Source organism: Alcaligenes pakistanensis, from assembly GCF_014652815.1.
Lineage (GTDB): Bacteria > Pseudomonadota > Gammaproteobacteria > Burkholderiales > Burkholderiaceae_B > Alcaligenes > Alcaligenes pakistanensis.
Genome location: NZ_BMZN01000005.1, coordinates 237,720 through 258,187 on the forward strand (window position 1 = coordinate 237,720; position 20,468 = coordinate 258,187).

A 20,468-nucleotide genomic window follows, 5' to 3' on the forward strand; every position below is an offset into this window, starting at 1 on the left:
GGTCTTCACCAATAGTTTTGGTCCATTTCTCGACCACACCTGCGGTTGCTTCGGCAAAAGCGGCATGCTGCTCGGGCGTCAGGGTGGTGACTTTCACACCGTGGCTCTCAATCTCTTTGAGCAAGGAGGGATCTTCGGCGGTGATCCCTGTACGGGCAATCACAATTTCACGTTTACCGGCTTCAATCGCCGCGTCGCGAACGATCTTTTGATCTTCCTCGCTCCAGGATTTCCACACATCGCGGTTCACCACAAACACCAGTGGGTCGGAGACGTAGTTCCACAAGGTCAGGTACTGTTGTTGCACGTCGTACAGCTTGGCACCGGCGTAAATGGACAGGGGGTTTTCCTGGCCGTCTACGGCTTTATTGGCCAGAGCAGGTTGTGCATCTGCCCAGCTCATCTGGGTGGGGTTGGCACCCAGTGCGCTGAAAGTGTCCATGTACAAGGGCGAACCCACCACACGCAGTTTCAGGCCCTTCATGTCTTCCGGTTTGGTCACTTCGTGCTTGGAGTTACTGATCTGACGGAAACCGTTTTCACCCCAGGCCAGAGGCACCACACCCGCTTTCTCGATATAGCCAAACAGGTCTTTACCCACTTCACCCTGAATTAAGGCGTCGGTGGCTTTGGCGTCGGGCTGCAGGAAAGGCAGGGAGAACAGGTTCAGCTGTTTGATCTGGGGGGACCAGTTGATGGTGGAGCCCACGGCCATATCAATCATGCCCTGGCGAATCGCGGTGAACTCGCGGGTCTGGTCGCCTTGTACCAGCGAAGTACCGGGATAAATCTTGATGTTGATGCGGCCATCGGTACGCTCGCGGACCAGGTCGGACCAGATGACGGCGCCCTGTCCCCAGGGGAAAGTCGTGCCCACCACGATGGACAGTTTGTACTCGGATTTATAGGCGGCTTGGGCAGCCGGAACCACAGCCAGGGTGGCAGCTGTACATGCCAAAGCGGCCAGAATGTGACGTAATTTCATGGGTCAGGTCTCCCTTTCTAGGTGTTGTGTTGCAGTCTTGTTTTAGTTAAAGCCCAGGTAGCGTGGCAGCCACAGGGCAATTTCGGGTTCAGCAATAACGATCAGCATGGTGGACCCCATGCCCAGCAGCAACCAGCCTACCCAGCGTAAGGTGCTTTCCATCGGCACACCCGCGATACGGCAGGACACCATCAGGTTCACGGCTACCGGTGGTGTGAACTGGCCCAGGGCCACGTTCAAGGTCAGCAGGACTCCGAACCAGACGGGGTGCCAGCCAAAGTTGTAAACGATGGGCATGAACAGCGGCACAAAGATCAGGAAGATAGAGATGCCATCCAGGAACATGCCCAGCACAATCAGCATGACAATCATCAGCGCCAGAATGCCGTACTCGCCCAAGCCGGAGTTGATGATGGCATCGGTGACCGGGTCCACAATACTGAGCGTGGACAATGCCCAGGCAAAAATACCGGCCAGTGCAACCACCATCATGATGACGGCTGATAATTCAGCGGCTTCCCGCAGGATCAAAAATAGATCTCGGAATTTGATGGTGCGATGGATGACCATGCCCACGAACAGGCCGTAGAACACCGCAACCACGGCTGCTTCGGTAGGAGTGAACAGGCCAATCCGCATCCCGCCCAGAATAATGACCGGGGCGATCAAACCCCAAGAGGCCTCACGCAGGCTGCGCCAGAATGGCGGGCGCGGCAGATCAGCTTCGGCCATGCCCAACTTGTGGCGACGCGAGAGCCAGACGGCTGGAATGATCAGGCCAATGCCGGCCAGAATACCGGGGAACATGCCGGCGGCAAACAGGGCAGGCACCGAGGCTTCGGGCACCAGAACCGAGTAAATAATGAAGGCAATCGACGGCGGAATCAGAATGTCGGTAGCAGCGCCTGCGGCCACAATACTGGCGGCAAAGGGACTGGGGTAACCGGCGCGTTTCATGGCGCCGATCATGACGGCACCCACCGCTGCTGCGCAGGCGGGGCCAGAGCCAGAGATGCCGCCCAGAAACATGGCTACGCCAATGGCGACCACCGGCAACATGCCCGGTCCGCGGCCTACCAGGGACACTGCGAAATTGACCAGACGGCTAGCCACGCCAGAGCGGTCAAAAATCGAGCCGACCAGCACAAACATGGGAATAGCCAGCAAAGGATACTTGGCCAGACCGGCGTAAAAGCTTTGCGGCACGGCCATCATGCCAAACCAGTGCGTGTCCAGATTGGACATCAATATGGCAAAGGCACCGCCTATACCCAGGGACACGCCTACGGGCACGCCCACCAGCATCAGGGCGATGAAAATGACGAATAACAGGGTCGCGATCATGATTTAGCCTGCCAACGACGTACCCACATGCCCAGCAAACGCAGGCTTAAGGTGACCGATAAAATCGGCAGCCACATGCTGTACCACCAGGTGGGTACACCAATCGATGGCGAGGTATCGCCCCATTCGAATTCATCTAAAGCCATGCGCCCGGACAGGACAGCCATGCCAATAAAAAACAGCAAGGTCATGCCAATGCCGAACAAGGCCAGACGGCGCTGGCGCAGCAAGGTGCCCGCATCGGCAAAGACTTCAATACGAATATGCAGGTGGCGCACACAGGCGCTGGCACCGGCATTCATGGTCAGGACCACCAGTAGGAAGATGGAAATTTCCTCTGTCCAGGCAAAGGAGCTATCAGTCAGATAACGCACTACCACGTTGGCAAAGGTAATCAGCGCTAGGGCCGCCATGATCAGGACCGAAGCCCAATCCTCTATTTGAAGAGGAATACGCAAGCCTGCTTCAGCAGGAGGGGCGGGGTGATTATCAGGTCTATCTGTAGAACTTGAATCCATGAGATCTGTCAGATTTGGCAATAAAGCTACATGCTAGCGGTCAAAGACGGGGCTGGCAGTGAGTAATTTCCCCCGGTGCAGACGCACCAGCGGGCCGTCGTCGGCCAAGGGGAAAGCGATAAGGGTAGAGCGCGAGCGCACACACAATATGGGGGTTGGTGCTTCGTGTCGCAAAGGAGGTATGAACCTGGCCCGGCACGGCAGATCGACCGGTGATGCGGTCTGTTGCCTGAACCCGGCGGGGGTGTTGCCGGGTCTGTGCGGGCAATTAGCAAGGGTAAATAAGCTGCCCCTGGGGGCAGCTTGGGCTAAGTGCGAGCTGTGGGGAGCTTACTCTTTTTTGCGACCCTTTTTCTCTTTTTTGCCTTCTTTGTCCTTTTTGGACGCCTTCTTGTCCTTATTTTTATCGTGTTGCTTCTCTTTCTTTTTTTCTTTGGATTTTTCTTTTTTCTTATCCTTTTTATTCTTTTTGCCCTTTTCAGTTAAGGGCTCCTGATCGTTCTCAGATTTGCTGTCCTGATCCGATTCGTCCTTTTCCGTCTTTTTACTTTCTGCCGTCTTCGGATTCGCGGCGGCTTTTCGTTTGGACGAGACGGGGGCTTTACGGGCCTGCTCCATTTCTGCATCCAACTCAGCGGCCACTTCACGCATTTCATCCGCAACGGCTTGCGAGCGGTCTGGCGGCAGGGCAATCATGGTGCCACGGCACTGGGGGGCGCCACACAAGCAGCGATAGCTTTGTTTGAGCTCGTCGGTGATTTCATCATCGATAACCAGCGAGTAGTCGTACAGCAGCTCTTCCCCGGCGGCAATATGACGCATGGCCACAATAAATACACGCGAGCCGTCCGCATTTTCGTGGCCTTCACAGTTGGGCGCACAAGAGTGGTTGATCCAGCGAGAGTCGTTACCGCCTTGGCCGCCGTCCACAATTTTGCCGTTACTTAGCGCAAAGAAGAAAGTGTGAAATGGTTCGTCCGGATTCACGGGGAAAAGTGCATCCGCCTGTTCAGGCGTCAGCCGTTTACCGGCGTATTGCAGGATGCGAGTTCCTTCTGGAATATCGCGTAGCGCAAACACGCCATTGCCATGCAGTTTGGATGGTTTAACGACGTGCCAGGGTTGGCGTTGAGTGACCATGGGGAATCAACCTGTAAAAGGGGATAAACTGGACGGCGATCTCTATCTTACAAAACATGCAGGGCTACGCAACCATGTCACTTGAAACGACCGCCCATAATGGCGCGCAAATCTTGCTCGAAACCTTGATCGCTCAGGGTGTAGATACCATTTTTGGTTATCCTGGCGGAGCGGTGTTACCGCTCTATGATGCTCTTCATGCGCAACCGCGAATTCGTCATATTTTAGTTCGTCACGAGCAAGCTGCTGTACATGCGGCTGAAGGTTATGCCCGCAGCACCGGTAAAACCGGTGTGGTGCTGGTGACATCGGGGCCCGGTATGGCCAATACAACCTCCGGTTTGCTCGATGCCTTGTGTGATTCTATTCCTGTCCTGTGTATTAGTGGGCAAGTGGCCACCACGGCGATTGGTACGGCCGCGTTCCAGGAGTGCGATGCGATTGGCATTTCGCGCCCTGTGACCAAGTGGAATGCTCAGGTTCGCCGTATTGAAGATGTGGCCTCCCTGACGGCCAAAGCCTTGCGCCTGTGTACACAAGGTCGTCCCGGCCCGGTGCTGTTGGATTTCCCTAAAGATATTCAGATGGCGACTTTGCCGAAGGCCAGCGCTGAAACGCCTGCCCAGGAAGAAGCCGATAGTCTGCTGGCCCCCGCCGCCCCGGCCTCCGCCCAGGAAGCGGCCATCAAACGTGCCGCCGCCATGATTGCCCATGCACGTCGCCCTGTGTTTTACGGTGGTGGTGGCCTGATCAACTCCGGTACGGATGCCAGCCACGCCTTCACCAGTCTGGTTCAGGAAACCGGCGCGCCTTGTACCCTGACCTTGATGGGTTTGGGTGCCTACCCTGCGCGTAATGAGCAGTTCGTGGGCATGTTGGGGATGCACGGTACGCTGGAAGCCAATCTGGCCATGCACCATGCGGATCTGATTATCTGTGTGGGCGCTCGTTTTGATGACCGCATTACAGGTCGTCTGTCCGATTTCTGCCCGCATGCCAGCAAGATTCATATCGATATCGACCCCGGCTCTATCGACAAGGTCGTGCGTGCCGATGTGGCTTTGGTGGGCGATTGTTATCCCTTGTTGCGCGCTTTGCGCAAAGAGCTGTCCCATCACGAATTGCCCGAAGGTCGTCTGGACGACTGGTGGCAGCGCATTGGCGTATGGCGTGCGCAGGAGTGCCTGAAAGTCACTCCTCGCAGCGATGCAATTTTGCCGCAGCACTTGCTGCAAAGCCTGGATTCGCACCTGGAAGGACGCGATGCGATTGTGTCTACCGATGTGGGTCAGCACCAGATGTGGGCGGCTCAATACATCAAATTTGATCGCCCTCGCCGCTGGTTGACTTCGGGTGGGGCAGGCACCATGGGCTATGGCGTGCCGGCCGCGTTTGGAGCGCAGATTGCGCATCCCGACAAGCTGGTGGTGTGCGTCAGTGGGGACGCATCAGTCTTGATGAACATTCAGGAACTGGCCAGCGCCGTGCAGCATCGCGCGCCGATCAAGGTCATTCTGTGCAATAACCGCCACATGGGCATGGTGCGTCAGTGGCAAGAGTTGATTCACGATGGCCGTTACAGCCACAGCTATAACGAAGCCTTGCCCGATTTCGTGGCCTTGTCGCGTGCTTTTGGTTGGGAAGCCGAGCGTGTGGAGCATCCTGATCAACTGGATGCGGCTCTGGAACGCTGCTTGGCCCACGATGGCCCGTTCTTCCTGAACGTGGAAGTGCTGGCGCTGGAAAACTGTTTCCCCATGATGCCAGCGGGCTATGGCCATCAACAGGTCATGTTGTCCGAAGATAACTGGTACGTAGAAGAATAAGGTGCAAGGCGGGACACGGGCGTAAAAACCCCTATGTCCCCGCCTCAGTACTACGCATTAAATACACTGATCCATTCAGACAGGAGGGGCATGCATGATGTACCGTCACATGAAAAACCGTCTTTTGGCCGCAGGTTTGATGTTAGGCTTGGGCCTGACTGCGGGAGCTGCTACGGCGCAGACTCCTCTGAAACTGGCTTACGCTTTGTCCACCAGTTCCCACTATGGGGCGGGTGCCAAAGCCTTTGCCAGTGCGGTGGAAAAGGATGGCAATTACACCATCGAAGCTTTTCCCAACAGCGCCCTGGGTGGCGAGCGCGAAGTTATTGAAGGCTTGCAGCTAGGCACCATTGATCTGGCTATTGTGTCGACCGGTGCGACCCTGAACTTTGTGCCGCAAACCGGCGTGTTTGATATCCCTTTCCTGTTCCGTGATCTGCAACATGCCCGCCATGTGCTGGACGGCAAGATTGGTCAGGACATGCTGGCCGAATTTCCTAAGCGTGGCATTGTTGCCTTGGCCTGGGGCGAGCAAGGCTTCCGTCATCTGACCAATAATGTGCGACCCGTTACTACCCCTGCCGATGCCAAGGGTCTGAAGATCCGCACCACGGAAAACCCGATTCACATCGCTGCATTCCGTGAAATCGGTATTCTGGCGACGCCCATGGCCTGGCCTGAAGTGGCCACAGCCTTGCAACAAGGCACCATCGACGGTCAGGAAAACCCCCTTTCGGTGATTGTTTCGGCCAAGTTGCCCCAGGTGCAGAAGTATTTGTCGCTGACCGCGCACGTATACGGCCCGGCGCTGGTGCTGATGTCGCCTGCGGTGTACGACGGCCTGTCTGATCAGGACAAGCAGTTGATGCGCGATGCCGGTGTTGCTGCTGCGCAGTCCATGCGTGACTACGTGGACGATATCGAGAAAACCGGTGTGGATGCCGTCAAGGCCGAAGGCATGCAGGTTAATGCCGTAGACCATGCCGCCTTTGCCAAAGCGGTCGAGCCGATCTATCCCAAGTATTACAAACAGTTCGGCCAGGAACTGGTCGAGGCCATTCGTCAGACTCAGTAAACGGCGTTCATCATGAAAGCACTGCTGTCCTTTCTGGATAAGGGCGTGTTCCGCCTGGTGTCCTGGGTGACGCAGTTGCTGCTGCTCTCGGCAGTGGCTGCTGCGTTTTATCAGGTGGTGGCCCGTTTTGTGCTCCAGTCGCCCGCCGACTGGAGCGAGGCCTGGTCGCGTGCCGCCTTGATCTGGACCGTCATGCTGGGCCTGTGTCTGGCCTTGCGCCAGGGCGCCATGCTAAGCGTGGATGTGGTGCGGCTGTGGGTCGGGACGCGGACTCAGCAGTGGCTGGATGTGGCCGTGCTGTTTTCGTGTCTGGCCTTTTTTGGCTTGCTGACCTGGGTGGGAATCCAGATGACCTGGCGGGTGCGCTTTCAAACCATGCCCAGTCTGGAATGGTCTATTTCATGGGTGTATATCGCCATTCCGATTGGGGCTGTGCTGGCCATGCTGGGTTTGCTGGCCCGTTGGGTGGAAAAGCCCGCGCCCGCTGTGGTGGACAACACGCAGCTCTAATTCAAGACCTGATTCCGTGCATATAACGCACCACCGAACTCTGGATGCCTTACGGGCATCTGTTTAGACCGGAGACCGTATCGTGTCCCAGATCATGCTTGTGTCCATGCTGCTGTTTTTTGTATTGACGGTGCCGGTGGCGATTGCCGTCGGGCTGGCCAATATGGCGGGAGTGGCCTGGGAGGGGCGCATGACCTTTTTGGTCATTGCCCAGCAGCTGTATGCGGCCCTGGATAAGTACCCTTTAGTCGCGGTGCCCTTCTTTATTCTGGCAGGCAATCTGATGGAATCGGGTGGCATGTCCGGTCGCATGGTGGAGTTCGCCAAAAGTCTGGTGGGGGGTGTGCAAGGTGGCCTGGCCTGCAGCTGTGTGCTGACCTGCATGATTTTTGCTGCCGTGGCTGGTTCTAGTGTCGCCACGACCTTTGCGGTGGGTGCGATTTTGATTCCGGCCATGGTCCGGCATGGTTATCCGGCCCCTTTTGCGGCGTCTTTACAGGCTTCAGCGGCGGAGCTGGGGGTCATTATTCCCCCCTCTATTCCCATGATCTTGTTTGCTGTGTCTACCGATACGTCGGTGGGCGAGCTGTTTGTGGCGGGTGTGGGTCCTGGCCTGCTGATCGGCGGCGCTTTAATGGTCTACGTGTGGTTTTACGCGCGTCGTCATGGTCTGGGTTTACAGGATGGTGTGGGGCGCTTGTCTGTATGGCCAGCGTTCCGTCAGGCGTGGTTGGCCTTGCTGATGCCTGTCATTATTTTGGGTGGCATTTACGGGGGTATTTTCACGCCTACAGAAGCCTCGGCGGTGGCGGTGGTCTATGCCCTGGTCGTGAGTATATTTATCTATCGCAGCGTTAAATGGCGCGACCTGTCCAAGGTCTTGCATCGTTCGGTGGTGTCCACGGCGGTGATCATGTTCATCATCGCGAACGCGGGGGTGTTTGGCTTTTTGCTCAACCGCACTGGGATTCCAGCGGCGATGGGACTGTGGTTAGGGGATTTGTTCAGCAGTCCCATGACGTTTCTGCTGGGTATGAACGCGGCTTTGTTTGTCGTGGGCATGTTTGTCGAAACCTCGGCGTCGATTGTAGTCTTGGCGCCGCTGTTATTGCCGGTGGCGATGCAGTTTGGCATTGATCCGGCACACTTTGGCATCATCATGGTGGTCAATCTGGCTCTAGGAATGGTGACTCCGCCTTTTGGGGTGAACCTGTTTGCGGCGTGTTCGGTGGCCGGGATTTCCTTGGAAAAACTGATACGACCTTTGATTCCCTTTGTGCTGGTGGTGGTGGCCTGCTTGATGCTGATCAGCTATGTGCCAGAAGTCAGTTTGTGGGCGCGTGACCTGGTGTACCGTTGACGGATTGTCTGCTTTCTTGAGCGGTATTCATGAGCTATTTTGCCCTGTTGTTGGTCCATCTTTTAGCGGCTATTTTCTTCATTGGCACGGTGTTTTTTGAGGTGCTGATGTTGTCGCCTTTGGCACGTCAGGTGTCACGCCCCGCCATGCGGGAGTTTGAGCATGCACTGGGGCGGCGGGCGCGCCGCATCATGCCTTGGGTCTTGTTATTGCTCTATGGCGCAGGCTTGAGTCTGGCGTGGCAGCATCGGGCCTTGTTTGAGGTCGGTGGGGCCAGGGCCTGGATCTTAGGTTTGAAAATCGCCTTGGCTTTAAGTGTGTTTGGGCACTTCTTGTCAGTGATGGTGATGAGTCGGCGCAAGACCATGACCGGGCGGCGGTCCCGGATTATCCATCTCAGTGTGTTTGCGCACGTATTGTTGATTGTGGTGCTGGCTAAGGCTTTATTTTATTTGCCGCTGTAGTCGCGGTTTTCGACGCTGCTGCATTGATGTTAGAGGGGCTTTGGCTGGAGTAGTGCTTGAGATAGAGCCATGGCGGAGCAGAGGCTATTAAAAGCCAGGCGCTATATCCTGCCCGCGGCAAGTCCTCTGACTCGCCTATACCCAGCACCCCACGAACTCGCGCCTTCACCTCGTTTTAATACAGCGGCCTCCCAAAAAGGGAGGCCGCTGTCCTAACAAGCAGAAGTTGCTTATTCCGCTGTGCCAGCTGTCTTTTTAGCCGCCGTTTTCTTAACTGCTGCCTTTTTAGCCACCGTCTTCTTGGCGGCTGTTTTCTTCACAGCCGTCTTTTTAGCTGCTGCTTTAGTCGCTGTTTTCTTGGCTGCCGACTTGCGTGCCGGCTTTTCAGGACGAGGCTCGAACTCAAAACCGATCTTGCCGTCTGGCTGACGCACCAGGAAGGCCTTGAACTTGCGGTTCGTGCGCGACGATACAAAACCATCCAGCAAGTCCGTTTTGCCTGCTCCCAGCAACTTGCCCATCTGCTCGCGAGTGATCTCTTGCTGCAAAATCACTTTGCCGCTGCGGAAATCGCAGCTCTTGGATGGGCCAACTGACTTCTCGCACAAATAACGCAAACCGTGCTCAAAGACAGAGGACTGACACTTGGGGCATGGGCCCACCGGCGTCTGACCACTGAAATCCAGGGTCTCGTCCTCATCGTCATCATTCTGACCAAAGTCGAACTCTAGCTTGAACTCATCCGTGATGCGTAACAGTGCGGCAAAGGGGCGGCCCATTTTGCTGATGAAACCAGGCAAGGGACCCAGCTCCTTCTTGGCCAGCAGCTCTTCCACTTCTGGCAGCTCAAACGTACGCCCGCCAGGGTGTTTGCCAATCGAAAAATCGCAAGCTGTGCAAGCGTAACGACGGTAGTTTTCTTTGACCACCGCGCCACATTTGGGGCAAGGCGTCTGCAAGGTCGCGTAATCGCCCGGTACCGTATCGCGTTCATACTCTTTAGCGCGTTTGACGATCACTTGCGTCATCTGCGCGATCTCGCGCATGAATACATCACGATCCAGCTGGCGCTGCTCAATCTGCTTGAGCTGATGCTCCCACTCGCCCGTCAGTTCAGGCGATGTCAGTTCGCTAACACCCAGGCCGGACAGCAAGGTCATCAATTGACGCGCCTTGGCGCTAGGCACCAGTTCGCGGCCTTCACGACGCAGATATGCCTCGTTCAGCAAACCTTCAATAATGGCCGCACGCGTGGCAGGTGTACCCAACCCGCGCTCGGACATGGCTTCACGCAAGGCTTCGTCGTCCACCAGCTTGCCCGCGCTTTCCATGGCCGACAGCAAGGTCGCTTCCGTAAAGCGTGCAGGAGGCTTGGTCGCCAAGGCTTTGGTATTCACATCTTCAGTGCGAACCTTCTCGCCATCGGCAACCGGCACCAGGGAAGCATCTTCACCTTGCGCATCGCGGCCATAAATAGCCAACCAGCCCGGCTTGACCAGCACCTTGCCTTCCGTCTTGAAGTGATGCCCCGACACCTGCGTAATACGCGTGGTGACGCGGAATTCCGCAGTAGGAAAAAACACCGCTAGGAAACGGCGACTGATCAGCTCGTAAATTTTGTGTTCGGCATCGCTCAGCTCCCGAGGCACCTGCATGGTGGGGATGATGGCGAAGTGATCCGAAACCTTTTTGTTGTCAAAAATACGACGGTTGGGCTTGACCCATTTTTGCTCGACCACTTCCTGCGCAAAAGGCTGCACCGAAGCGCTGGCAGGCGTGCCGCTATCAGCCAGGGCAACCATGGTGTCCTGCACCGTGCTGACATAGTCTTCGGGCAGATAGCGTGAGTCGGTACGAGGGTAAGTCAGGGCCTTGTGGCGTTCATATAGCGTCTGCGCCAAGGACAAAGTAGTCTTGGCGGAGAAACCGAAGCGCGAGTTGGCTTCGCGTTGCAGCGAGGTCAAATCAAACAGGGCAGGCGACATCTGCGTGGTGGGCTTGGATTCCTCGGTGACCACACCGGGCTGCTCACGGCAGGCCGCCACAATCGTCTGGGCGGCCGTCAAGGACCACAGACGCGAGTCTTTTTTCTCGGCATCGTGCTCGTCTTTGGCGAATTTGGGGTCAAACCAGCGACCGGTATACAAGCCAGCTGCTGCAATAAAGTCCGCGTGTACTTCCCAGTAATCGCGCGACACAAACTGACGAATGCGGTTTTCGCGCTCGTTGACGATAGCCAGCGTGGGAGTTTGCACACGACCCACGGGTGTTTTGAAAAAACCGCCATCCTTGCTGTTGAAAGCCGTCATGGCGCGGGTGCCGTTAATGCCCACCAGCCAGTCAGCCTCGGCGCGCGAACGGGCCGCCGCTTCCAGCGGTTTCATGTCCTCGTCATCGCGCAGATTCTCAAATGCTTCACGGATCGCCGATTGTGTCATCGAACGTAACCAAAGCCTTTGCACCGGTTTTTTCGCCCCGGCGTACTGCATAATGTAGCGAAAAATCAGCTCGCCCTCGCGCCCCGCGTCACAGGCATTAATAACAGCGGTGACATCTTTTCGTTTGATCAGCTTGACCAGCAGTTTCAAGCGCTCAGTCGATTTCTTGTCAGTCGGGTTGAGTTCAAACTGAGGGGGAATAACGGGTAGATGTGTGAAGCTCCATTTGCCGCGGACCGGATCATTAGGGGCCACCAGGCCCAGCAGATGGCCGATGCTGGAGGCCAGCACATAGCGATCGCTTTCAAAATAATCACCTTCTCGAGTGAAACCGCCCAGTGCCCGCGAGATATCTACGGCGACAGAAGGTTTCTCGGCAATGATTAGTGTTTTATCCATATGATTCCAGTGACAGCAATTGCGCTGCAATGCGCGAAATGATACGAGGTGCTTATCCCTCTATGCAAGTTATGAACCCTGACAAGACTAACGTATGGCCAACGGACTGGCGAGTTTTTCTAACAAAACTGGCCTGGGGCCTGGCTGTTTTGCTGCTTGCCAGTGGTCTGGTGACCTGGATCGCAGCCAACTGGGCAAACTGGGGGCATGTCGTCAAATTTGCCCTGGCCCAAGGTGCCGTGCTGATTTCAGCCGGGCTGGCCTTGGTGTTTCGCCGGCGTGCCGGTGGCTGGGGACATGATCTGGGGGTGCCTGCTGCATTGACCGGCCTGGCCGCCGTTGCCACAGGCGGTTTGCTGGCGCTGATTGGCCAGACTTATCAGACTGGTGCCGATCCCTGGCAGCTTTTCGCATTGTGGACTGTGCTGATCATACCTTGGGTGTTCACGGTGCGCAGTGTCTTTCTGTCCGTATTGTGGCTGGTGCTGATTAATACCGCCTTGTACTTATGGATAGATGTCACACGACTGGGCTGGTTTGATCGCACCTATACCTCGCAGACCTTGATGGCCCTGGGTGCCAACGCCATTTTATTGCTGGCCGCCGAGACGATCTGGCGTGCCCGCCAGGACCCGTGGCGTATTTTGCCGCGCGTGGCCGCCATTGCCGTGGGCTTTTTCATTGGCACGCAGCTGATGGAAGGCGAGTTCCTCTTGAGCATGGTGCTGTTCCTGGTTCTATATGGGATTTACCATTTCCGACGCCCCGATTTGCTGATCATGTCGCTGGCCTCGTTGGGGGCCTATCTCTCCTTGAGCATATTGATTATTGAGCACGCGGGCGACTCCTTCCTCTTGATCGTGGTGGTGATTGTGGGCCTGGGCCTGGGGCTGCTGCGTTTCTTGCAGCAGCAGGTCGTTAAATGGCGACGTACGCATGGTGGAGGCTCGCTTACCACTCAGGAAACGAGCCCTGCTGGTGCTACAAGGCACGCTGACGAAGGGCCTCAAGAAGCGGCCAAGACAGAGGCTACTGCCGCCTCTGTAGCGAGCACAGCAGCGAACTCCTCAAACAAGGCGCAGGCAGAAGCCGCAGAGGCGCAAGGCAGTGATGAGCATCACCCTTGGTATCTGCGGCTGATCAAGCTGTTCTTGTTCTTGCTGCTGCCGCTGATCATCCTGCTGTACCTGACGGTGTCGCTGGATTTAAGCTTGGAAGTGCTGGGGGTTCTGGGCGCGATCATGGCTCTGGTGTCTCCGGTGCTCTCTGCCAAGGCAAAAACTGTGCCCAGCCGGGATATGGTGGGCGGCTGGGTTGCTTGCGCAGTGCTCTTATTAAGTGCGCCGGTCGTCGATATGCGTTATCCCTGGCCGCATGAAGTCAGCGCGATGCTGGCGGTGGTCATCAGCACCTTGTTGTACAGACAGGCCAAGGGCCAATTTGTGCTGCGTATGTTGCTGGTGATTTGGGCCTTGGCTGCTATTGAGTTTTTGGTGATTGAGCGCTTGTTTGATCGCTGGACCATGATGCCCTATTGGGTACTGGAAATGCCGGCCGCCTTCATGTTCTTTGCGGCCTTGTTGCTGGGACATTTTTATTTGCGCGATGGTAAAAAGTCCTCCTTCTGGCAGCCCCTGTTCTGGTCCCTGTTGCTAGTTGCCCAAGTTCACATCGTTTCTGCAGGGACGCTGTTTTTCTCCATGCCCTTCTGGGATGAAACGCGCCCTTATTTGACCCCCACCGGCTCCTTGCTGGCGATGGCCCCTGTTGCCATTCTGGCCTTTTACTGGCGCGGTTGGCGCGAGCAGCCACTAGTTTATGGCCTTGCTTTGCTGGGGTTGGCCGCTCTGTGCGCGGTTTGGACGCCCTATCCGCCTGTAGCTCTGGCCTTGAGCTGGATTCTGGCCGCTTACGCCTGGCGCTATCTCAGTTTAATGGCGGTCGCGGTGGCAATGGGCTTGTTCTGCTTGTGGCGGCTGTATTACATCCTGAATATCAGCTTGTTGGACAAGGCCGAGCTGTTGCTGGCAACGGGTGTTGGATGCTTGGTCTTTGCCTATCTGGGTCAGTTGGGCCGCAAGAAGGCAGTTACTGAGTCGACTGTGAAGGCAGCGCCCAAAGGGATCGTCGCCAGTGTCTTGCTGGGTACCGTGCTGATCTTGGGCGTGGCGAATACGGTGATTGCGCAGAAAGAACGCATTCTGGCCCAGGGTCAGACGGTGCTGTTAGAGCTGGCTCCAGTGGACCCTCGCTCGTTGATGCAGGGCGACTATATGTCCTTGAACTTCGCCTTGTCTCAGGACTTGTCCTATTTGGCGTGGCGCTTGCCTGGAGAGGTTGTGTCGCAGATCGAGTCCCAGCGTTGGGTGATGGCTGGTGTGCAATTGGATGAGAACAAGGTTGCTCATTTGAAAGGCATTTATGCCAAGTTCAATGGTCAGGAACACCTGATGGGCGAGGAAGGCCCCATTGCTGAACAGGCAGGTGTTCTGAAACTACGTATGCGCCGTCACCGCAATAGCTGGGCACCCGGCACGGATGCCTGGTTCTTTGCAGAAGGCTCGGCAGAACGCTATGAGGCAGCGCGTTATGGGGAATTTGCCGTTGTTGAAGATGGCCAAAGCCTGTTGCGCGACATGCTGGACAAGGATAGGCAGGAAATCAAATAAGCCTGCAGCCGGATTGCTTCGTGCAGGAGTAATCCGGCTTTATGTCATTTGTGTATGGGGGCTGTGTGAGGGCTTAGTCTCGGCCTGGTCCCAATGACGGCAAGAGAAGTCAGAAAGGCCCGAATCCGATGTGCTGCCGGATTCGGGCCTTGGTTTTTTGGTTTTGAAGGACCCTCTTTATTGGGGCCGTTTCCTAAACAAAAATACGGTTCCTGTGTACGTGCTTAGTGGGACTGACGGGTGGAGTCGTCGCTGAGCAGTTCTTCAAAGATCAGGTGATCGATCTCGGCTTCGTGGCTCCAGAGAACCATCAGGGCAACAATTTTTATTTTGTCCAAAGACACGGGGCTTTCATCCACCGTCATGGCGCTTTCAATCAAAATTTCGCGCAGGTGGGCGGTAAGAGCGCCGGAGTTTTGCAAAAAGGTGATGAAACCCATGGCATCAGCGCCCAGCACATGTTGCTCGTGCTCAGAAAAAATACGCTGACTGATGGGACTGAGTTGAGCCGTAGGCTGACACTGTTGCGAGGTCTCGCCCAGTGCATGTAGCCAGCCTAGTGCGTCGTTGATGTCCTCGTCTTCAAAGCCAATAGCGGCCAATTTGTGGGCCAGAACCTCCGCCTTGGGACAGGACTGGGGGTTGTAATACGTCTCGAATAGATAAACCAGGATATCAAACATGGATATAAGGTTGCCGTCCTAAGTGATTAAAAAAACTGCGTGATTTCGGTAACCAGTGACCAAACTTTACGCTGATTTGCGATAGGGGGCAAATGGGGGGCTCAGGAGATGAAAGGGTCTTGCCTTGCGTTTTCAGGCCGTTTTTTGCCTGTTTTTGCTCTGGCTGGGGCCGGTTAGGGCCGAGTGTCTTTACGATTGAAACATAAATCGATTGTTGGGGCAGAAACTGTCGTTTATTTGAAACCCTGTTAATGGGCTTGTAGAGCCTGCTGGACGTCTTACACTCGCTGGCATCCAGCATCCAGCATCCAGCATCCAGCATCCAGCATCCAGCATCCAGCATCCAGGTCAGATGTGCGGGCTTCAGGGCCCAGGCAAGGGGAAGCGTTGTGCCCAGGCACTGATGGCCTGGCTCCAGAATCCGTCCGGCGAGTTCGCTACCAGAGGCGCAAAGCCTAAAAAGGCCCAGACCCGGTTCAGGGTATCCAGCGGGTGCTCCAGATCAAAGGCCGGGGCATGGTTCTGTTTGGAGAGCTTGCGGCCCTGGCTGTCGCAGGCTAATGGCACGTGCAGAGTTCGGGGCAGAGGCAGGCCCAGTATCTTTTGTAGAACACGCTGGCGGGCGGTGGAGCTTAGTAGGTCGGCACCCCGGACGACATCGGTGATCTGGCTATCGGCATCGTCAATGAGCACCACCAACTGGTAGGCCCAGCGTTTATCGGCCCGTTTCAGTATGTAGTCCCCCACTTCCTTGGCAACGTCCTGTTGCTGTGGCCCCATCCAGCGATCCGTGAAATGTTCTATACCTTCGGGCACTCGAAGACGCCATGCGCGCGTGGCACGATTTGCCGGGATGCCGTGACGGCAGGTGCCAGGGTAAGGGTGTTCGTGCGAGTCCGGGGCGACGGGCAGCGATGCGGCCAGGATTTCCTGACGGGTGCAAATGCAGCCATAGACCATGTTCTGCTCACGCAGGCGGTCAAAAACTTCCTGATAGCGGGCCAGCCGCTGACTTTGCCACAGTACTTCGTCGTCCCAGTGCATGCCCAGACCTTGCAATTGTTGCAGGATGATCTGGTCGGCCCCGGTCACGACCCGTGGCGTGTCTATATCTTCAATACGCAAGAGCCAGCGCCCGTGTTGAGCGCGTGCATCCAGGTAACTGGCCATGGCGGCGACCAGCGAGCCCTCGTGCAGGGGACCACTGGGACTAGGCGCAAAGCGACCGCAGTAAGGGGTAAGAGGCTGGGCAGTCATGAGTCGTTCTTAACGGCAAGAGCCCCTGAGGGGGCTCTTGTTAATGCGACTTTACGCCTGTTTTTTCAGCCCGGCAATACGTTTTACGCGGGCTGAAACGCTCGGGTTTTAGCTCTCCATAGTGACCAGTTCTGCGCCTTCGGGTACCTGATCGCCCACCGCAAAAAATAGTTCGGCGACGATGCCATCGGCAGGAGCCTGAATGGAGTGTTCCATTTTCATGGCTTCCATTACCAGCAGCACATCACCCTGTTTGACGCTGGTGCCGGGCTCCACATTCAAGGCAATGATCTTGCCCGGCATGGGGGCCGTCAGGCGGCCGCCGTGGGCTTCCTGACTGTTGGTGCCGGCGCTGGCCAAGGTGTCGACCACGACCAGGGTCCAGTCTGAACCGGCCTGGGCCACTTGCAGTTGGTCGCCATCCTGCAAGACTTGGGCACGGTATTCAACTTGATCCAGCCATAGGCGCAGAGTCAGGGTGTTGGCTAGAGCGGCAGTTAGCTCGGCTTGCCAGCGCAGCGTATGTCGCGTGTCTCCCAGCGTGATCTGCCATTGGTTTTCGCGACGTTGCAGCAGCACTTCGTAGGCTTGCTCACCCAGTTGAAGAGCCACTTTCTGATCGTAGTCCCCACTGAGACGCCATGCATCATGCACAGCCCACGGGTCGGATTTTGCCGCCTGTCCGCTCAGTCCCTGGTGAGTCAGCACGGCGCAGGCCGCAAAGGCCAGCACCGAGTCCGGAACGTCCTGATTGCTGGGGAACAACGCATCGTGACGGCGTGGGATCAGACCTGTATCCAGATCGGCCTGGGCAAAGGCTTCATCACCCAGCAAGCGCTGCAAGAAGGTCTTGTTGGTGTGTACCCCGGCCACCTGGGTGTCTGCCAGCGTGCGAATCAGACGACGACGAGCCTGCTCGCGGTCTGCTCCGTGGGTAATGACCTTGGCGATCATGGGATCGTAGAAAGGGCTGATGAGGCTGCCTTCACGCACACCACTGTCGATACGCACATCACCGGAGGTGAAAGACGCATGGGCGGGATACTGCAAGCTGCGCAGCGTACCGATGGAAGGCAGGAAGTCCTTATCCGGGTTTTCGGCGTAGATACGCACTTCAATGGCATGACCATTGATGCTGAGTTCTTCCTGTTTGGCGGGCAAAGGCTGGCCATCGGCCACACGCAATTGCCATTCCACCAGATCGTGGCCGGTAATCAGCTCGGTTACCGGGTGTTCCACTTGCAGGCGGGTGTTCATTTCCATGAAGTAGAAACGCCCGTCTTGCTCGGCGATGAACTCCACGGTGCCTGCACCTACATAGTTGACGGCACGGGCGGCGGCAATGGCGGCCTCACCCATAGCCTGACGACGTTCGGGTGTCATGCCGGGTGCGGGAGCTTCTTCAATCACTTTCTGGTGACGGCGCTGTACTGAGCAATCGCGCTCGAACAGGTACACGTATCCGCCGTGCTGGTCACCAAAGACCTGGATTTCGATATGGCGGGGTTTGGTGACATAGCGTTCGATCAGCACGCGGTCGTCGCTAAAGCTGCTGGCCGCTTCACGCTGGCAAGAGCGCAAGGCTTCCAGGAATGCGCCGGACTCTTCCACAATGCGCATGCCCTTGCCGCCACCGCCGGCACTGGCTTTGATCAGCACGGGGTAGCCGATCTGGTCGGCTTGCTGGTGCAGGAAGTCCGGGTCTTGATTGTCGCCGTGGTAACCGGGTACCAAAGGCACACCGGCTTTTTCCATCAGGGTCTTGGCGGCGGATTTGCTGCCCATGGCCGCAATGGCTTGTGCAGGGGGGCCTACAAAAATAATGCCGGCTTCTTCACAAGCACGGGCAAAGTGCTCGTTCTCGGAAAGAAAACCATAGCCAGGGTGGATAGCTTGAGCGCCCGTTGCACGGGCGGCTTCCAGAATGGCGTCTATCTTTAAATAACTGTCGCGTGGCTCGGGGCCACCGATACGCACGGCTTGATCACAAGCACGTACATGCTGGGCGTCGGCGTCCGCGTCGGAATAGACGGCAACGGTACGCAGCCCCAGTTTCCGGGCGGTAGCGGCCACCCGGCAGGCAATTTCACCGCGATTGGCTATCAGCAGGGTCTGAAACACAGGGTCTCCTTGTCTTACATGCGGAACACGCCAAAGCGGGTGTCTTCAATAGGGGCGTTCAAGGCGGCGGACAGGCCCAGGGCCAAAACGCGCCGGGTGTCCGAAGGCTGGATGATGCCGTCATCCCACAAACGCGCGGTGGCGTAGTAGGGGTGGCCTTCATGTTCGTACTGATCACGGATGGGGGCTTTGAAGGCTTCCTCTTCCTCGGCGCTCCAGCTTTGACCACGGGCTTCCAGGCCGTCGCGGCGCACCGTGGCCAGCACGCTGGCCGCCTGTTCACCACCCATGACCGAGATGCGGGCATTGGGCCAAAGAAACAGCAGGCGCGGGCTGAATGCGCGACCACACATGCCGTAGTTACCGGCACCGAAAGAGCCTCCCAGAATCACGGTGAACTTGGGCACAGCAGCGGTAGACACGGCGGTTACCAGCTTAGCTCCGTGGCGAGCAATCCCTTCGTTCTCGTACTTGCGGCCCACCATGAAGCCGGTGATGTTCTGCAGGAACACCAGAGGCGTCTTGCGCTGGCAGCATAGTTCGATGAAGTGTGCGCCCTTCTGTGCCGCTTCGGAGAACAGAATGCCGTTATTGGCGATGATGCCTACGGGCATGCCGTGAATGTGGGCAAAGCCGGTCACCAGCGTCGTGCCAAAACGAGCCTTGAATTCGTCAAAGTCCGAGTCGTCCACAATACGGGCGATCACTTCGCGCACATCGTAGGGCTTGCGGGTATCGGCAGGAATAATGCCGTTCAGCTCTTGCGGGTCGTAGCGTGGCTCGCGCACTTCTTTCAGCGGCCAAGGCAGTTTCTTTTCGCGGTTCAGGCGACCGACGCAGCGGCGCGCCAGTTCCAGCGCATGCAGATCGTTCTCGGCCAGGTGGTCGGCCACGCCGGACAGGCGTGTGTGCACATCGCCACCGCCCAGATCTTCGGCGCTGACTTCTTCGCCTGTTGCGGCTTTCACCAGTGGCGGGCCACCCAGGAAGATAGTGCCTTGGTCGCGCACGATGATGGACTCATCGCTCATGGCGGGTACATAGGCACCGCCAGCGGTACACGAGCCCATCACCACGGCGATCTGGGCAATACCCTGGGCCGACATATTGGCCTGGTTGTAAAAGATACGGCCAAAGTGATCCCGATCCGGGAACACGTCTTCTTGATTAGGCAGGTTAGCGCCGCCCGAGTCCACCAGGTACACACATGGCAGATTGTTCTGTTGCGCAATTTCCTGGGCACGCAAATGCTTTTTGACGGTCAGCGGGTAATAGGTGCCGCCTTTAACCGTGGCATCGTTGCAAACCACCACACATTCAATGCCTGCAATGCGGCCAATGCCCGTGATGACGCCCGCGCCCGGAGACTCGTTGTTATAGACATCGTGAGCCGCCAGGGGGGATAACTCCAGAAAAGGAGTGCCGGGGTCCAGCAGGCGCTCGACACGCTCGCGGGGCAGCAGTTTGCCGCGTCCAATATGGCGTTGCCGAGAGGATTCCGATCCGCCCAATGCGGTTGTCTGTAGCTTTTGGCGCAGATCAAGGATCAGGGCCTGCATGATCGAGGCGTTGTCCTGAAATTCTTGGGAACGCGGATTGATGCGGGATTCAATAACTGACATGGCGTGCCTGGAAAGAGAACAGAGAAAAGCCCATGTAATCAGCCGGGCCGCAGCCCG

Annotated in this window: 15 protein-coding genes; 6 read left to right on the forward strand and 9 right to left on the reverse strand. The window is 56.8% G+C overall.

All coding sequences use genetic code 11. From position 1 onward, the window contains the following. From IE156_RS16500 to IE156_RS18625, 4 genes are all read right to left on the reverse strand, one after another. A partial coding sequence (locus IE156_RS16500; RefSeq protein ID WP_189393739.1) for a DctP family TRAP transporter solute-binding subunit occupies positions 1-985 on the reverse strand: 985 nt, incomplete at its 3' end. Positions 986-1,027: 42 nt separating this feature from the next. Continuing rightward, positions 1,028-2,329 carry a TRAP transporter large permease gene (locus tag IE156_RS16505; protein WP_189393740.1) on the reverse strand — a complete coding sequence of 434 codons (1,302 nt, stop codon included), beginning with the start codon at positions 2,327-2,329 and terminating at the stop codon, positions 1,028-1,030. Further along, complete coding sequence (locus IE156_RS16510) at positions 2,326-2,847, reverse strand: TRAP transporter small permease (protein WP_189393741.1); 522 nt, start codon at positions 2,845-2,847, stop codon at positions 2,326-2,328. The genes IE156_RS16505 and IE156_RS16510 overlap by 4 nt, the downstream gene beginning before the upstream one ends. 330 nt (positions 2,848-3,177) lie before the next feature. Then, on the reverse strand, positions 3,178-3,987 hold the full coding sequence (locus IE156_RS18625) for an SET domain-containing protein (RefSeq protein WP_189393742.1): 810 nt from the start codon (positions 3,985-3,987) through the stop codon (positions 3,178-3,180). Between the two features lie 56 nt (positions 3,988-4,043). On the opposite strand from IE156_RS18625, the gene ilvB reads away from it, so the two are divergent. The 5 genes from ilvB (at position 4,044) to IE156_RS16540 (ending at position 9,222) form a co-directional block, all read left to right on the forward strand. Beyond that, positions 4,044-5,813 (forward strand): biosynthetic-type acetolactate synthase large subunit, encoded by a 1,770-nt coding sequence (gene ilvB / locus IE156_RS16520; RefSeq protein WP_189393743.1) that lies wholly within the window; start codon positions 4,044-4,046, stop codon positions 5,811-5,813. A 109-nt stretch (positions 5,814-5,922) separates the two neighbouring features. Continuing rightward, a complete protein-coding gene (locus tag IE156_RS16525) occupies positions 5,923-6,888 on the forward strand; it encodes a TRAP transporter substrate-binding protein (RefSeq protein ID WP_189393885.1) in 966 nt (321 codons plus the stop codon). A gap of 12 nt (positions 6,889-6,900) precedes the next feature. Beyond that, entirely contained in the window at positions 6,901-7,398 is a 498-nt protein-coding gene (locus IE156_RS16530) for a TRAP transporter small permease (RefSeq protein WP_189393744.1), read from the forward strand. Positions 7,399-7,480: 82 nt separating this feature from the next. After that, positions 7,481-8,758, forward strand: a complete 1,278-nt coding sequence (locus IE156_RS16535) for a TRAP transporter large permease (protein WP_189393745.1) — start codon at positions 7,481-7,483, stop codon at positions 8,756-8,758. Positions 8,759-8,787: 29 nt separating this feature from the next. Then, positions 8,788-9,222, forward strand: a complete 435-nt coding sequence (locus tag IE156_RS16540; RefSeq protein ID WP_189393746.1) for a CopD family copper resistance protein — start codon at positions 8,788-8,790, stop codon at positions 9,220-9,222. Positions 9,223-9,452: 230 nt separating this feature from the next. Here the strand turns inward: IE156_RS16540 and IE156_RS16545 are convergent, their stop codons facing one another. After that, a complete protein-coding gene (locus tag IE156_RS16545) occupies positions 9,453-12,059 on the reverse strand; it encodes a DNA topoisomerase III (RefSeq protein WP_189393747.1) in 2,607 nt (868 codons plus the stop codon). Between the two features lie 62 nt (positions 12,060-12,121). Between IE156_RS16545 and IE156_RS16550 the strand changes: the two genes are divergently transcribed. After that, entirely contained in the window at positions 12,122-14,728 is a 2,607-nt protein-coding gene (locus IE156_RS16550) for a GDYXXLXY domain-containing protein (protein WP_229841436.1), read from the forward strand. Positions 14,729-14,952: 224 nt separating this feature from the next. Here the strand turns inward: IE156_RS16550 and IE156_RS16555 are convergent, their stop codons facing one another. From IE156_RS16555 to IE156_RS16570, 4 genes are all read right to left on the reverse strand, one after another. After that, a complete protein-coding gene (locus IE156_RS16555; protein ID WP_189393748.1) occupies positions 14,953-15,411 on the reverse strand; it encodes a Smg family protein in 459 nt (152 codons plus the stop codon). A 363-nt stretch (positions 15,412-15,774) separates the two neighbouring features. Continuing rightward, positions 15,775-16,668, reverse strand: coding sequence for a tRNA glutamyl-Q(34) synthetase GluQRS (gene gluQRS, locus IE156_RS16560; protein WP_189393749.1), 894 nt, complete (start codon positions 16,666-16,668; stop codon positions 15,775-15,777). Positions 16,669-16,776: 108 nt separating this feature from the next. Further along, positions 16,777-18,789: an acetyl/propionyl/methylcrotonyl-CoA carboxylase subunit alpha gene (locus tag IE156_RS16565; protein WP_189393750.1), complete on the reverse strand. Its 2,013-nt coding sequence runs from the start codon at positions 18,787-18,789 to the stop codon at positions 16,777-16,779. A gap of 14 nt (positions 18,790-18,803) precedes the next feature. Next, positions 18,804-20,411 carry a carboxyl transferase domain-containing protein gene (locus IE156_RS16570; protein WP_189393751.1) on the reverse strand — a complete coding sequence of 536 codons (1,608 nt, stop codon included), beginning with the start codon at positions 20,409-20,411 and terminating at the stop codon, positions 18,804-18,806. Positions 20,412-20,468: the final 57 nt, after the last annotated feature.